This is a genomic window from Shinella sp. HY16 (assembly GCF_028534175.1).
Lineage (GTDB): Bacteria > Pseudomonadota > Alphaproteobacteria > Rhizobiales > Rhizobiaceae > Shinella.
This window is the reverse complement of record NZ_JAHYXL010000003.1, coordinates 164,079-178,177: the sequence shown is the minus strand read 5'-3', so window position 1 is coordinate 178,177 and position 14,099 is coordinate 164,079. Positions and strand designations below refer to the sequence as shown.

Here is a 14,099-nt window from a genome sequence, read left to right as displayed (position 1 = left end):
ATGCCCAGCCAGGAAAGAGGGTGCCCGAAGCAAACGGAATCGGGCCGGGGAGAAGACCATGACCGATGACGGAGAAGGCCTGCCGCTGGCGGATCGACTGGCGCGGCGCATTCGCACGCTTCTGATCTCGGGCGAACTCTCCCCCGGCCAGCGCCTCTCGGAAGCCGCCTTCAGCGACCGTTTCGACGTCTCGCGCAATTCGCTGCGCGAGGCCTTCCGCCTGCTCACCAAGGATGGCCTGCTGCGCCACGAGGCCAATCGCGGTGTCTTCGTCGCCGTGCCCTCCATGGCCTCGATCATCGACATCTACCGCGTGCGACGCATGCTGGAATGCGGCGCACTGCGCCAGGCCTGGCAGAAGCATCCGGCAATCCGGGCCATGCGCGCGGCGGTGGAGATGGCCCGGGAGCGGCGTATCGAGGGCGACTGGATCGGTGTCGGCAGCGCCAACATGATGTTCCACACCGCCGTCATCGACCTTTCCGATAGCGCGCGGCTCAACGAATTCTATGAGCGGATCTCGGCGGAGCTGCGCCTCTGCTTCGGCCTTCTCAACGACCCGGAACACCTGCACGCGCCCTTCGTCGACATGAACGACGCCATTACGACTCTCGTCGAAAAGAACCAGCCGCATGAGGCTGCGGCGCAGATGGAGATCTATCTGAACCTCGCCGAACGCACGATGCTCAAGGCACTCGAGCGGGCTTCGGAACTGGCCTAGCGCCAGTGGAACCTATGCGACGTCGGCGCGGCGCAGCGGTGCGGCAAGGCCTGTCGTTTCCGGCAGGAAGGGCTCCGGGCGACCAATGGAAAAGCCCTGCGCATAATCCACGCCGATCGTGCGCAGCGCGGCAAGAATCTCCGTGTTTTCAACAAACTCCGCGATCGTCTTGCGGCCGGCGAGGTGAGAAATCTGGTTGATCATCTCGACGGTCATCCAGTCCGCCTTGTCCGCCAGCATGTCGCGCACGAAACTGCCGTCGATCTTCACATAGTCCACCGGCAGGCGTTTGAGATAGGTGAGCGAGGACATGCCGACGCCGAAATCGTCAAGCGCGAAACGGCAGCCCATGGCGCGCATGGCGTTCATGAAGGCGATGGCTTCGTCAAGATTCTCGATCGCGCTGGTTTCGGTGATCTCGAAGCAGAGCACTTCGGCCGGCACCCGGCTGCGGCGCAGGGCTTCCCGCAGGAACGGCAGGAAGGTCTCGTCCTTCAGCGTCAGGCCGCTGAGATTGATGGAATAGGTGCCGGATGCCGCGCCCTTGCGGCGACCGATGATGTCCAGCGCATGGCGCACGACCCAGCGGTCGAGCGCCGGCATCAGGCCGAAACGTTCGGCAGCGGGGATGAACGCGCCGGGCGACAGCAGCGTGCCGTCCTCTTCGAGGCGTAGCAGGATCTCGCAATGCTCGCCCGTCTCGCCACCTTCCCGCAGGGTGGCGATGGCCTGCGAAAACAGCCGGAAGCGGTCCTCCTCCAGCGCCCGGTGCAGGCGCTGCACCCAGTTGAGATTGGCCGTGAACTGGGTCTGTGCCGCATCGGTCGTCTCGAAGACGTGCACGCGGTTGCGGCCCTTTTCCTTGGCCATGTAGCAGGCAATGTCGGCGGCGCGCAGCGCCTCCTCAAGCGTGTAGTTGCGCCCGGCCAGATGCACCACACCGATGCTGGCGCTGATCGAATAGCGATGGCCGTTCCAGACGAAGTCGATCGCTTCCGTGATCTCGCGCAGGCGCATGGCAATGCGCAGCCCATCCTCCGGCGCACAGTTCGGCAGGATGATGCCGAACTCGTCGCCACCCAGCCGTGCCAGAAGATCCGTACCCCGGATGGCGTTGACGAGATCGCGCGAGACGCGGCGCAGCAGCGCGTCGCCGGCCGCATGACCGCCATTGTCGTTGACGGCCTTGAACTGGTCGAGATCGATGAACATCAGTGCGTGGCGGGTCTTCGGCCCTGCCAGCATGCGCTCCAGCTCGCGCTCGAACAACCGGCGGTTGGCAAGCCCCGTCATATCGTCGTGATTGGCGCTGAAAGACAATTGCTCCTCGATCCTGCGCCGGTGGGTGAGGAAACTGTTGAGCCGCCAGACGGTCAGCACGATGAAGAGCAGTGCCATCGCCACATTGGCCGCAAGAAGCACCGCCTGGACCTGCCGCGTTCCCTCGCCGAGGCGATCGGAGAAACGTTTGGTGAGTGGCGTGACAAGCGCGTTGATCTCGTCGAGTTGGCGGGTAATGTCGCGGCGGTCGGCCTCGCTGATATGGGGGGACGTGTCGATCGCCTCGCCGATCGGCAACAATTGCATCAGCACCCCTTCCGCCGTGCGCCAGTCGCGCACGCAGGCCTCCATCACCGGAAGCCAGCGAAAATAACGGAACAACCAGATCACGTTGGGAATGTCATCCGGATGGTTGCCGCCCTTCAGGAAACCCTGATAGGCCGCCTGGATGTCGGGCTGATCGGCCTCGAGCGCGAGCCGTGCCGCCCGGTCGCCGAGCGGGATGGCCATCGCCTGCCGATAGCGATCGACGAAGGAGCGGTTGCCGCTGTCGGCATAGCGATTGAGGTAATAGAGCGCGTCGTGCTGGCCCTTCGACCACAGGCTCTCGCCCGTCACAAAGGCGCGCAGCGACGTGCTGACCTGCAGGCTGAACGTGGCAAGCGCGGTCTGCAGCACAACGATCAGCACGAAGGGCCAGGCGACCGAAATCAGGCGAAGCGTGCTTCGAGGAGACCGCATCATGACCGGTACCGTGCGGCCCGGCTCGTGTACGGGCATATGGCCTTAACCCCGATGCGGCACACCCCGTCATTCGCGATCGCTGTCGTCCTGTCCAAAGGCCGTACCCGTCTCACCACATTTGTCCCTTGCGCGCAGGCGCCCGGAAACCGGCAACCGCACCATCGCTTCGGTACGGACGAGTGGAGCACAAGAGTGTGAGAAAACCCCTAATACAACCATGAGATTGCACCCTATCGGCACGTTTGCGCCCCGGTTCGGGACGCTAGAAGGCCCAGGGATCGACGACCTCGATGCCGGTGCCGGTAAAGTCACGCGTGTTGCGGGTCGCAAGCCGACCGCCGTTGACGCGGGCGATCGCGGCAATCATACCGTCAGGCGCCGACATCGGGCGTCCTTCCCGCACCGCCTGCCCCATGATCTCGCCATAGGCAAGGGCCGCCGCCTCGGTCAGGCCGAAAATCCGCCCGGCAAAGCGCCGCCGCCATTCGGCCAGCCCCTGCTCCAACCTCACGGCCCGCTCGTCCGGCCTGATCTTCTGGATGCCGAAGGCGATCTCGGCAATCGTCACCGTCGGCAGCGCCAATTCGGCGTCGAAACGCGTGAGCCAGGCGAGCACGTTTTCCGAGGGCGCTTTCTTCAGCGTCTCGGACACGACATTCGTGTCGAGGAAGATCAAAGGTCCAGACCCTTGTGCGGCGTGCGATGCTCGCGGATCACGGCCTCCAAGTCGACTTCCGCACCGAAATCGGCGGCAAGCCGGCGGTAGAAATGGGCCGCCGGCTCACTGCCGGCCTCCCGCACCTCATAGGCCTCCAGCGCCCGCTCGACGATGTCGGCGACCGTGCGGTTTTCCCGCCGGGCAAGGCGATGAGCAAGATCGCGGGCGCGGGCGCTGCGGACGGAAAGTTGCGGTTCTGCCATGACGGTCTCCTTCGAGGGGAAATATAACCCTTCGCCTTGACGCCATCAAGATGGCAGGGGATGGCAAGCCATCAGGCTTGTGCCAGAATCGCCTCCGCCGCCTTTTCCGCAATCATGATGACAGGCGAATTGGTGTTGCCGGAAACGATGGTCGGCATGATCGAGGCATCGACGACGCGCAGCCGGTCCAGGCCGTGCACACGGAGCTTCGTATCGACCACTGCCATCGGATCGCTTCCCATCTTGCAGGTACCGACGGGGTGGAAGATGGTCGTGGCGATATCGCCGGCCTTGCGGATCAACTCCTCGTCGCTGTCATACTCCCGGCCGGGCAGCATTTCCTGCGGATGGAAGGGCGCAATGGCCTTTGCCTGCATGAGGCTGCGCGCATGGCGGATGGATTTTGCGGCGAGCAACCGGTCACCGACCGTCGAGAGGTAGTTCGGCCGGATTTCCGGCGCAAGAGCGAGATCGCGGGTCGCAATGTGCACCGTGCCGCGGCTTTCCGGCCGGAGATTGCACACCGAAACGGTGACCGCGGGATAGCGATGCAGGGGCTCGCCGAGTCGGTCGGTGCTGAGCGGCTGGACGTGATATTCAAGATCGGCCGTGGCGACGGCAGGATCGCTCTTGGCAAAGATGCCAAGCTGGCTCGGCGCCATGGAGAGCGGGCCGGAGCGGCGGAAGGCATATTGCAGCCCCATGCCGGCGCGGCTGAACAGGTTGTGGTAGAGCTGGTTCAGCGTGCGCGCACCCTCGATCCGGAAGACCGTGCGGATCTGCAGATGATCCTGAAGGTTCTCGCCGACGCCGGGCAGCGCGTGGTGAACGGGAATGCCGAGCGCGGAAAGCAATTCCGGCCGGCCGATGCCCGACAGCTCCAGGATTTTCGGTGAATTGATCGCGCCCGCCGACAGCACGACCTCCCGCGTGGCGCGGGCAAGGCGGGCGCGTCCGCCCTGACGAAAGCGCACGCCCGTCACCGCCCGGCCGTCGAACTCCAGCTGCTCGGTCTCCGCGCCGGTAAGGACACGCAGGTTCGGCCGTTTCATCGCCGGCCGCAGGAAAGCCTTCGTCGTGTTCCAGCGCAGCCCGCCGCGCTGGTTGACCTCGAAATAGCCTGAGCCCTCATTGTCGCCGTCGTTGAAATCGTCGGTCTTCGGGATGCCGAGTTCCTCGGCCGCATCGCGGAAGGCGTCGAGGATCGGCCAGGAGAGTCGCTGGCGCTCGACGCGCCACTCCCCGCCGGCCCCGTGCATGCCGGTTTTTCCGCGGTAGTTGTCTTCCGACTTCAGGAAATAGGGCAACACGTCGTCCCAGCCCCAACCGGCATTGCCCGCCTGCCGCCAGCCGTCATAGTCGGCCGCCTGGCCGCGCATATAGATCATGCCGTTGATCGACGAGCAGCCGCCGAGCACCTTTCCGCGCGGATAATTGAGCGCGCGGCCGTTGAGACCAGCCTCTGCAGCCGTCTTCATCATCCAGTCCGTGCGCGGGTTGCCCATGCAATAGAGATAACCGATCGGCACATGAATCCAGTGGTAGCGGTCCGAGCCGCCGGCCTCGATGAGCAGCACCCGGTTCTTCGGGTCGGCCGAAAGCCGGTTCGCCAAAACGCAGCCGGCCGAGCCGGCACCGACGACGATGAAGTCGTAGCTGCCCTCGTCCACCGGCATTTCCTGTTCCCTGACGGTCACGCTGCAACTCCTGCTGCCATCTCCTGCGAGGCTGTAAGGCGCCGCCAAAGCGGCGTCATGGCCTCGCCAATATCCCTGTAGAGGGCGTAGCGCCGGTCGTAGTGGGCGGCAAGCGCGACATTCGGCCTGTAGTGCCGGTCGGTCCGCACCATGGCATTGGCGCCTGCGGTGAAATCGGCAAAGAGGCCGACCCCGGTGCCTGCCGCAATCGCCGCACCGAGCGCGCCCGTCTCGCGTGACATGGCGACGGAGACAGGGACGCCGAGCACGTCGGCGAAGATCTGCGGCCAGAGCCTGCTGCGCGAGCCGCCGCCCGACAGAACCGCCTCCTCGAACGTCGCCCCGGCCTTGCGGATCGTCTCGACATGCTGGCGATGACCGAAGGCGACGCCTTCGAGCAAGGCACGGACCAGATGTCCCTTGGTGTGCCAGCCGGCAATACCGTAGAAGCCCGCCCGCGCATGGCCGTCCTGTTGGGCGCCGTAGAGATAGGGGTGGTAGAGCGGATCATCCGCTGCAGGCTCCACCGCCGCGGCATGCGCGCAGCAGGCGTCGAAAGGCGAGACGTCGGCGGTGTGGTCGCCTTCGAAGAACTCCCGCACCAGCCACTCGAGATTAGCGGCCGAGGTGGCGCTGTTTTCCATCGCCATGTAGCGGGTACGATCGAAGGTCGATGACATGAAGACCGGACCGTCGAGATCCGGGCCGTCGATGACGACCTGGTTGATGCTCCAAGTGCCGGCGATGACGGACGCGCTGCCGGTGCGCGAGACACCCGAACCGAGCGCCGAAGCGACGACGTCGAAGAGCCCGCCGATGACCGGCGTGCCGGCGGCAAGGCCAGTCTCCGCGGCCACCGCCTCCGTCACGTACCCGGCAATATCGGCGCTTTCGATGAGCGGCGGCAGGAGATCCATGCAGTCACCGAGGCCATAGGCCTCCATCAGCGCCTTGTCGTAGCGGCGCGCGGCAAGATCGAGCAGGCCGGCGCCGGACATATCCGAGACCTCGCTGACACGCTGGCCGGTCAGCCGATTGACGACGAAGTCCTTCGAGAAGAACACCGTGCCGATGCGCTTGAAGAGTTCCGGCCGGTGACGCTTCAGCCAGGCGAGCAGGGTCGGCGTCTGCGACGGCCAGGGGCGTTGGCGAGCGATCGGATAGGTCCGTTCGCCGACGCCTTCTGCCAGCCATGTCTCGACGAGGCCGGTCGCCCGCGTGTCGAGCGACTGGATGCCGACAAGCGGCTCGCCCGCCCGATCGAGCGCATAGAGCCCGTTGCCATGGCCGGCGCAGCCGATGGCGGCAATGTCGCCCGCCGCAATGCCCGCCCGGTCGAGGCAGGTGCGGATGACACGCCGCGCATTGGCCCAGAGCTCCCCGAGATCGCGCTCGACATGGCCGGGACTCGGCATGCGGCTATGGCCTTCTTCGCCCGCATGCGCCAGTTCCCGGCCCGTCCGGTCGAAAATCACCGCCTTGATCACGGTGTTGCCCGCATCGAGCCCCAACAGATATTCCTGCATGCTGAACCCCTCCCAAGGTTCTGGTCTATCTTACCCCTGCTGATAGCGCGCGAAAGCCTCTTCGCCGCTCGCATCCGCATGGATGATCGCCATCAGCCCGCGCACCACGGCGCTCGGATTGGCATGCTGGTAGATGTTGCGTCCATAGACCATGCCCACCGCGCCCTGCCGCATCAAGGCCGCGGACTTGTCGAAGACGGCGCGAAGATCCTCCTTGCCGCCGCCGCGCACGAGGACCGGGCAACGCGCCGCCTCAACGACCCAGTGGAAATCCTCGGCATTCGTTGTCGGATCCGCCTTGATGATATCCGCACCCATCTCGCGGGCAAGCCGCGTCAGGGTGACGATCTTCTCCGCATCACCGTCAACCATATAGCCGCCACGCTCCGTGACGGGTTGCATGACGAGCGGCTCGATCATCAGCGGCATGCCGTACTTCTCGCAATCCGCTCGGACGCGCGCGATATTCTGCACGCACTGGCGAAAAAGATCGGGCTCGTCCGGCAGCATGAAAAGGTTGACCACCACACAGGCGGCGTCCATCTCCAGCGCACCGATCAGCGGTTCCGCCTCGTTCTGCAGGACAGCCCACATGTCGCGGTGGCGAATGCGGTTATAGGGATTGCCCATGTCGATGCGCATGACGAGGGCAGGCTTGTCCTTGCCGGGAAGGCCCTGCAAAAGGTCGGCCTGGCCGTAGTTCATCTGGATCGCATCGGGCCTCGCATCGACCAGCGCCTTCACCACGGCCGGCATATTCTCCAGCCCGTCGAGGAAGGACGGCTCGTTGCACACGCCGTGATCGATCGCCACGTCCAGGCAACGACCGTTGCCGAACAGCCGGTTCATCCGGACCTTGCGGTTGTTTCGCATACATCACTCCTTTGTTCGTTCCTTGCGGAAAGGTTTTCCTCCGCGACGCCGTGGCGCTCGCGCATGAGGGTCAGAAAACGGGTGCGCTCCTCGGCCCTGCGCGCCGCGGGCCAGCCTTTTTCGGCTGCCAGCACATCAAGCGCGGCCTCCGTCATGCCAAGCGAGAGTTCGCCGGTAACGGCGAGCGCGGTGCGGCGCAGAAGGAGGTCGTCCAGATGCTCGACGGCTTCGGAGCGAATGAGATAGAGAAGTTCGCGAGCGCTGTAGGCCGGATGAGGCAGGACATGATCCGGCCCGGCGGCGATAAAGCAGGCGATGTCAAGCGCATCCGTGCCGTAGCGCGAGAACAGCACCGCGGTCTGTTCCGCGGGAAGGCCTGTAGAGGCCGAGAGCGCCCGCGTCCAGTCACCACCATTCTCGGGGTAGTCCCGGCCGCCACCGAGCGGGCGTTCCGCCGTGTCGATGCGGCGCGGCAGGCCGAGCCTGTCGAGCGCCATGTCGGCGGAGAGTTCACCGAAGGAACGGAACGTCGTCCACTTGCCGCCGATCATGCAGAGCACCGGCGGCCCGCCGTCGCGCCCTTCGAGGACGGTGCAGAAATGGTCGCGGGGGATACGGCCGGTAAAGCTGTCCTTGCTCGCCGGCAGCGGGCGCACGCCGGAAAACTGGAAGACGATCTCCTCCGGACGGATGCGGATGCCGGGCAGAACGAAAGCCAGCGATTGCAGGATGTAGTCCCGTTCGTCCGCCTCGCAGCGCACCATGCCTGGATCGTCGACGCGGATATCCGTCGAGCCCACCAGCACCTTGCCGAGATAGGGGAAGAGGATGCAGATGCGCCCGTCCTCGTTCTCGTAGTAGATCATGTGCCCGTCGAGCATGTCGCGCAGCGCGGGATTGTCGATGATGAGATGCGAGCCCTTCGTGCCGCCCATCAGCGGCACGGGCCGCGCCTCCGCGGGAAACAGGCTGGCATTGGCAATGTCGATCCAGCCGCCCGTCGCGTTGACGATGAGCCGCGGCTGGAGGGCAAACGTCTCCCCGGTGAGGCCGTCGTGCAGCCTGTAACGCCCGCCGCTCGCCTCCTCGATCGTCGCGTAGTTGAGAGCCCGTGCCTGCTCGCCGCCGGAAAGGCCGTCGCGCAGAAGCTCGATGCCGATACGCTCGGGATGGCTGACCCAGGCGTCGTAGTACGTCGCCGAGTTGCGGATCGCCGGATTGAGCGCCGGCCACTTTCCAAGGGTCGCCTTGCGGCTGCGGAACTGGTGCTTCGGCATCAGCGCCCGTTTGCGCGTGAGGAAATCGTAGATGCCGAGTCCCGTCTTGATGGCGATCGCGCCGCGGCGACTGGGGCGGCGGGTGAGGCCGAGGAAACGCACGATGCCATTGGCAAGGCCCGAAAAGATGTCGAAGACCGGCACCGTCGTCGGCAGCGGCGCGACGTAATGCGGCGCATTGCGCAAGAGGCGGTCGCGCTCGACGAGAGATTCCTTGACGAGGCTGAACTCGCCGTTTTCGAGATAGCGCAGCCCCCCATGCACCATGCGCGAGAGGGCGGCGCTCGCACCGGAACAGTAGTCAGCCTTCTCGACGATGAGCACGTTGACGCCCTGCAGCGCCAGCTCGCGAAAGACGCTGAGCCCGTTGATGCCGCCGCCGAGGACGCACACGTCCACCTTCGGGCTCTGGCGGAGCCCGTCCAAAGTCTGTTTCCGGTTCATGATGGCAGTCCGTTATCCGTCCATGGAGACGAGGTGTGCCGCGATGGCGGTGTCGATGGCCGCCAGATCGTCCGCCCCGAGCCGCAATGTACCGGCCCGCGCATTGTCGAGCGCCTGCGCCGGGTTTCTGGCGCCGCAGAGCGCGAAGGTCACGCCCTTCTGCGCCAGCGTCCAGGCGATCACCACCTGCGCGATGCTGGCGCCATGGCGCTCGGTGACGGGCCGGATCGCATCGGAAAAGGTTTTCGCCTTCTGACGGTTTCCAACGGAGAAGCGGGGATTGTCCTTGCGCTGGTCGTCGCCGGAAAACACGCGGTCCGGTCCGATCGTGCCGGAGAGCAGGCCGAGCGCCAGCGAGGAATAGCTGAGCGTCGACACGCCGTTCTGAACAGTGAGCGGCAGCAGGTCCGCCTCGATCTCGCGATCGATCATGCTGAACCGCTCCTGGATCGCATCGAGCGACCCTGTTTCGATATACTGCGCAAGCTCCGACCTATTGACGTTGCTTGCACCGATGGCGCGGATCTTGCCCGCTCTCTTCAGGTCCTCAAGCGCCGCAACCGTTTCCCCGATGGGCGTCGTCGCGTCCTGCCAGTGGGTGATGTAGAGGTCGATGTAGTCCGTGCCGAGCCGGCGCAGGCTCTCCTCCACCTCATGGATGATCGCATCCCGGCCGAGATAGCGGTGGACCGGCTTGCCGTCCTGTTCGAAGAAATGAGTGCCCTTTTGCGTGTGCCAGACGAGACCGCATTTCGTGGCGATGACGGCCTTGTCGCGGCGCCCGGCGATGGCCTTGCCGACGATTTCCTCCGAGCGGCCGAGGCCATAGGCGGGGGCCGTGTCGATGAGCGTTACGCCGGCATCAAGCGAGGCCTGGATCGCAGCGATGGATTGCGCCTCGTCCGTGCCGCCCCACATCCAGCCGCCGATCGCCCAGGTGCCGAGGCCGACGGCCGAGGCCTTGACGCCGGAGCGCCCGATGTCGCGGATCAATTGTTCGCCGCTCATGCGGAAACTCCTTCTTCGGATGCCAGTTCAAGAATGCGCGCGCCGGTCGCCTCGTCGGTGACGAGCGTGTCGAGATGATCGCCGCGCAGGACGCTGAGAATGGAACCGGCCTTGTTGAAGCCGCTCGCGACACCGATCTTCGTAGGGATGGAGGCGAACTCCGGAAGCGTCAGCGAGACCAGGGTACGGTTGAGGCTGTAGTCGCAGATCCGGCCCTCGCCGTCGAGCAGATGGGCCAGCAGCTCCGAGCTTGCGCCGGAATGCTCGATCGCCTTGCGGTCCTCGCTCGAGGAGGGATGCAGGTCGTAATAGGTCGAATCCGTGCTCATGATCGAGCCGATGCCGACGACCGCCACCTTCGCCTCGCGTGCCCGCTGGAAGACGTCGGCGACGGAGCGCATGTTCATCAGCATTGCGCGCTGTTCGGCATCGTCGGCAAAGAGCGGTGCGTGGATCTGGTAGGAGCGCCCGCCGAGCCGTTCGGCCATCAGCGTCGAGACGTGGTTGACGTCCGTATAGTGCTTGCCCTGGACGCAGCCCGTTGCGGGAATGACCTCGACATCGAAGCGTCGCGCTGCCTGCAGACCGGCAACGACGGCGCTGACGCCCTTGCCGCCGGTGATGCAGATCGTGTCGCCATCGGCGATCTCTTCGAGCAGCAGCCGGGCTGCGGCCTCCCCCACCGCTTGCAAGGCGGTCTGCGGGTTGTCGGAGACGGTCGGCACCACGACGGCGCGGCTGATGCCGCCGAGCGCCAGAAGCCGTTCCTCCATATCGACCAGCGGCTCGACCGGCGACTTGATCTTGATCTCGACGAGGCCGAGCTGGCGGCCGCGCTTGATGAGGCGATTGACGGTGGCGTGCGACAGGCCGAGCTGGTCGGCGATCTGCGCCTGCGTCAGGCCTTCCAGGAAATGCAGCACGAGCGCCTGATGCATCTGGCGGGCGATGACGATCTCTTCACGCGCCGCTGTGGTCTTGGGTTTCAGCTTGGCGATCGGCATGTCAGGAAGCCTTCCGCTTGTGCAGGAAATGGTCGATCGAGACGGCCGATAGCAGGATGCAACCCTTGATCATGTCCTGCCAGTAGACCGAGACGTTAAGCAGGATCAGCGACGAGGTGACGACCGAGAGCAGCGCGATGCCGAGGATGGCGCCAAGAATGGTGCCCGAGCCGCCGCTGAGCGAAGCCCCGCCGATGACGGCCGCAGCGATGATGTTGAGCTCCATGCCGGCACCGAAGGTGGGCGTCGCTGCACCGAAGCGGGACATGTAGATGACGCCTGCGACACCGGCGAGGGTGGAGCACAGAACCGTTACCCAGAACTTCACTTGGTTGGTCTTGATGCCGGAATAGAGCGCAGCCTTCTCGTTGCTGCCGGTGTAGAAGACCTTGCGGAACGCGGTCGCCCGGCGCAGCAGGAAATCGAACAGGATGACGACCGCGACGAAGATCAGGATGACATAGGGCACACCGTAGAAGGTGCCCTGGCCCACCGCCTTGAAGCCGGCCGGCAGCGTGAAGAGCGACAGCGGCGTACCCTTGGTGATGATGAGGCAGAGACCGCGCACGATCACCATCGCGGCCAGAGACGTGATGAAGTGGTTGAGGCCGACGACCGTCACGAAGAAGCCCATGGCGCCGCCGATGGCGCTCGAGGCGAGAATGCCGATCAGCGAGGCCGTCCACGGATCGAGCCCGGCCAGGAACAGCGAGCCGGACAGCACCATCGCGAAGCAGACGACGGAGCCGACCGCAAGGTCGATGCCGCCGACGATCAGAAGGATCGTCATGCCGACGACGACAATGCCTTCCACCGAAAAGCTCATCAGCATGGCGCGGAAATTACCGAGCGTCAGGAAGTGCGGCGAGGCGAAGCTCATGATCACGCAGAGCACGAGGATGATCGCGATCAGCCCGGCCTCACGCATGGTACCAATGCGCCTGAAGGACGATGTCTTCGGCGTGCTTGCCGCCATCGTGTCGATTGCCATTCCCGTCTCTCCCAGTTTCTTCTCACGCGGCATGGTTCGCCGCCCTTGCCGTACTCATGCCCGAAGCGAGCCGAATCACGGCTTCCTCCGTCATCTCCTCCGCGCCGAGTTCACCCGCGATGCGTCCCTCCCGGACAACGAGCACGCGGTCGCAGAGCCCGAGCAGCTCCGGCATTTCCGAGGATATGACGACGATGCCGATACCCGAGCGTGCAAGCTCGCGCAGCAGGCGGTGAATTTCTGTCTTCGCCCCGACATCGATACCGCGCGTCGGTTCGTCCATCAGAACGACCTTCGGCTTGACGGCGAGCTGCTTGGCGATGGCCACCTTCTGCTGGTTGCCGCCGGAAAGCGATTTTACCGGCGCGTCGATGCCGCCCATGCGCACGGCGAGCCGCTTTGCAAAATCCTCCGCCAGCGCCGCCTCGGCGCGGCCGTCGAGCAGGCCGAGCGGGCTCGTCAGCGACTTGAGGTCGAGCACGGAGATGTTCTGCGCGATGGAGAGATCGAGGAAGACGCCGGATCCCTTGCGGTCCTCAGAAAGGTAGACGATGCCGGCCCTCACTGCATCCGCATAGGAGCGGATCGCCTGTGTCTCGCCGTGCAGGCGCACCCTACCCGCCGTGTGCGGCCGCAGCCCGCAGATGCCCTCTGCGATCTCCGTCCGGCCGGAGCCGATGAGGCCGCCGATGCCGAGGATCTCGCCCTTGCGCAGAGTGAAGCCGACGTCGTGGAAACGGTCGCCGTCACCGAGGCGATCGACCTCGAGGATCGTCGTGCCGGGCGCTTCTCCCGCGCCAAGCTTGTCCGGATAGAGCTGCGTGATCTCGCGTCCGACCATGCGGCGTACCACGTCATCAGGCGTGATGTCGGCGATACGGTCGGTGCAGACATAGCGGCCATCGCGAAAAACGGTCACACGGTCGCAGAGCGAAAAGATCTCGGCCATACGGTGGCTGATATAGATGATCGAGATGCCGTTCGCCTTGAGGTCGCGGATGATGGAAAAGAGCTGCTGCGCCTCGGTTTCGGTGAGGGCGGCGGTGGGTTCGTCGAGGATCAGCACACGGCAGTCGAGCGTCAGCGCCTTGGCGATCTCGACGAGCTGCTGGCTGGAAATCGGCAGGTCCGCCACCTTGCGGCGGACATCGATGGCGGCAAGGCGGTTCATCACGGCCTGCGCATCGCGCTCCAGAGCGCGGTAGTTCATGAAAGGCGAGCGGCGCCGGTTGGTGGCGGCCATGAACATGTTTTCGGCAACCGTCGCATCCGGGCAGAGCGCGATTTCCTGATGCACGAGGCCGATGCCGAGTGCCTGTGCGGCGGCAGGCGAAGCGATGCGCACGGCCTTGCCGTCGACGCGGATTTCCCCCTCTGTCGGCTGCAGGACGCCGGCGATGATGTTCATCAGCGTCGACTTGCCGGCGCCGTTCTCGCCGCAGAGCGCATGCACTTCGCCGCGCGCCAGGGTGAAGTCGACCTCTGTCAACGCCTTCACCGCCCCGAAATGCTTGGTCACGCCATGAATGGTGAGCACCGGCTCCGCCATTGTCTTCCTCCCTCTTCCCGGAACCATCCGCGCCACACGGCGCGGATGGCGTTCACCTGGGAA

12 protein-coding genes are annotated in these 14,099 nt (G+C 65.1%); 1 reads left to right on the top strand and 11 read right to left on the bottom strand.

The genetic code is table 11. The features are described from left to right. Positions 1-58: 58 nt before the first annotated feature. A complete protein-coding gene (locus tag K0P03_RS27270) occupies positions 59-721 on the top strand; it encodes a GntR family transcriptional regulator (protein WP_023514811.1) in 663 nt (220 codons plus the stop codon). A gap of 12 nt (positions 722-733) precedes the next feature. Here K0P03_RS27270 and K0P03_RS27265 read toward each other — a convergent pair whose 3' ends face one another. The 11 genes from K0P03_RS27265 to K0P03_RS27215 all read right to left on the bottom strand — a co-directional run bounded on the left by K0P03_RS27265 (position 734) and on the right by K0P03_RS27215 (position 14,036). Further along, a complete protein-coding gene (locus K0P03_RS27265; RefSeq protein ID WP_050744803.1) occupies positions 734-2,782 on the bottom strand; it encodes a putative bifunctional diguanylate cyclase/phosphodiesterase in 2,049 nt (682 codons plus the stop codon). Positions 2,783-3,008: 226 nt separating this feature from the next. Then, complete coding sequence (locus K0P03_RS27260) at positions 3,009-3,422, bottom strand: type II toxin-antitoxin system VapC family toxin (RefSeq protein WP_050744802.1); 414 nt, start codon at positions 3,420-3,422, stop codon at positions 3,009-3,011. Next, a complete protein-coding gene (locus K0P03_RS27255; protein ID WP_024271381.1) occupies positions 3,419-3,667 on the bottom strand; it encodes a hypothetical protein in 249 nt (82 codons plus the stop codon). Before K0P03_RS27255 ends, K0P03_RS27260 begins: the two co-directional genes overlap by 4 nt. A 71-nt stretch (positions 3,668-3,738) precedes the next feature. Further along, positions 3,739-5,343: a GMC family oxidoreductase gene (locus K0P03_RS27250; RefSeq protein ID WP_272791398.1), complete on the bottom strand. Its 1,605-nt coding sequence runs from the start codon at positions 5,341-5,343 to the stop codon at positions 3,739-3,741. Between the two features lie 17 nt (positions 5,344-5,360). Then, complete coding sequence (locus K0P03_RS27245) at positions 5,361-6,890, bottom strand: FGGY-family carbohydrate kinase (RefSeq protein ID WP_272791198.1); 1,530 nt, start codon at positions 6,888-6,890, stop codon at positions 5,361-5,363. A gap of 30 nt (positions 6,891-6,920) precedes the next feature. Beyond that, positions 6,921-7,763, bottom strand: coding sequence for a class I fructose-bisphosphate aldolase (locus K0P03_RS27240; RefSeq protein WP_272791197.1), 843 nt, complete (start codon positions 7,761-7,763; stop codon positions 6,921-6,923). Next, positions 7,736-9,484 carry a glycerol-3-phosphate dehydrogenase/oxidase gene (locus K0P03_RS27235; protein ID WP_272791196.1) on the bottom strand — a complete coding sequence of 583 codons (1,749 nt, stop codon included), beginning with the start codon at positions 9,482-9,484 and terminating at the stop codon, positions 7,736-7,738. The genes K0P03_RS27240 and K0P03_RS27235 overlap by 28 nt, the downstream gene beginning before the upstream one ends. 12 nt (positions 9,485-9,496) lie before the next feature. Continuing rightward, positions 9,497-10,492, bottom strand: coding sequence for an aldo/keto reductase (locus K0P03_RS27230; protein WP_272791195.1), 996 nt, complete (start codon positions 10,490-10,492; stop codon positions 9,497-9,499). After that, positions 10,489-11,496, bottom strand: a complete 1,008-nt coding sequence (locus K0P03_RS27225; protein WP_023515425.1) for a sugar-binding transcriptional regulator — start codon at positions 11,494-11,496, stop codon at positions 10,489-10,491. The genes K0P03_RS27230 and K0P03_RS27225 overlap by 4 nt, the downstream gene beginning before the upstream one ends. Position 11,497: 1 nt before the next feature. Next, positions 11,498-12,487, bottom strand: a complete 990-nt coding sequence (locus tag K0P03_RS27220) for an ABC transporter permease (RefSeq protein WP_023515424.1) — start codon at positions 12,485-12,487, stop codon at positions 11,498-11,500. A 22-nt stretch (positions 12,488-12,509) separates the two neighbouring features. Next, positions 12,510-14,036 carry a sugar ABC transporter ATP-binding protein gene (locus tag K0P03_RS27215; protein ID WP_272791194.1) on the bottom strand — a complete coding sequence of 509 codons (1,527 nt, stop codon included), beginning with the start codon at positions 14,034-14,036 and terminating at the stop codon, positions 12,510-12,512. Between the last annotated feature and the right edge of the window lie 63 nt (positions 14,037-14,099).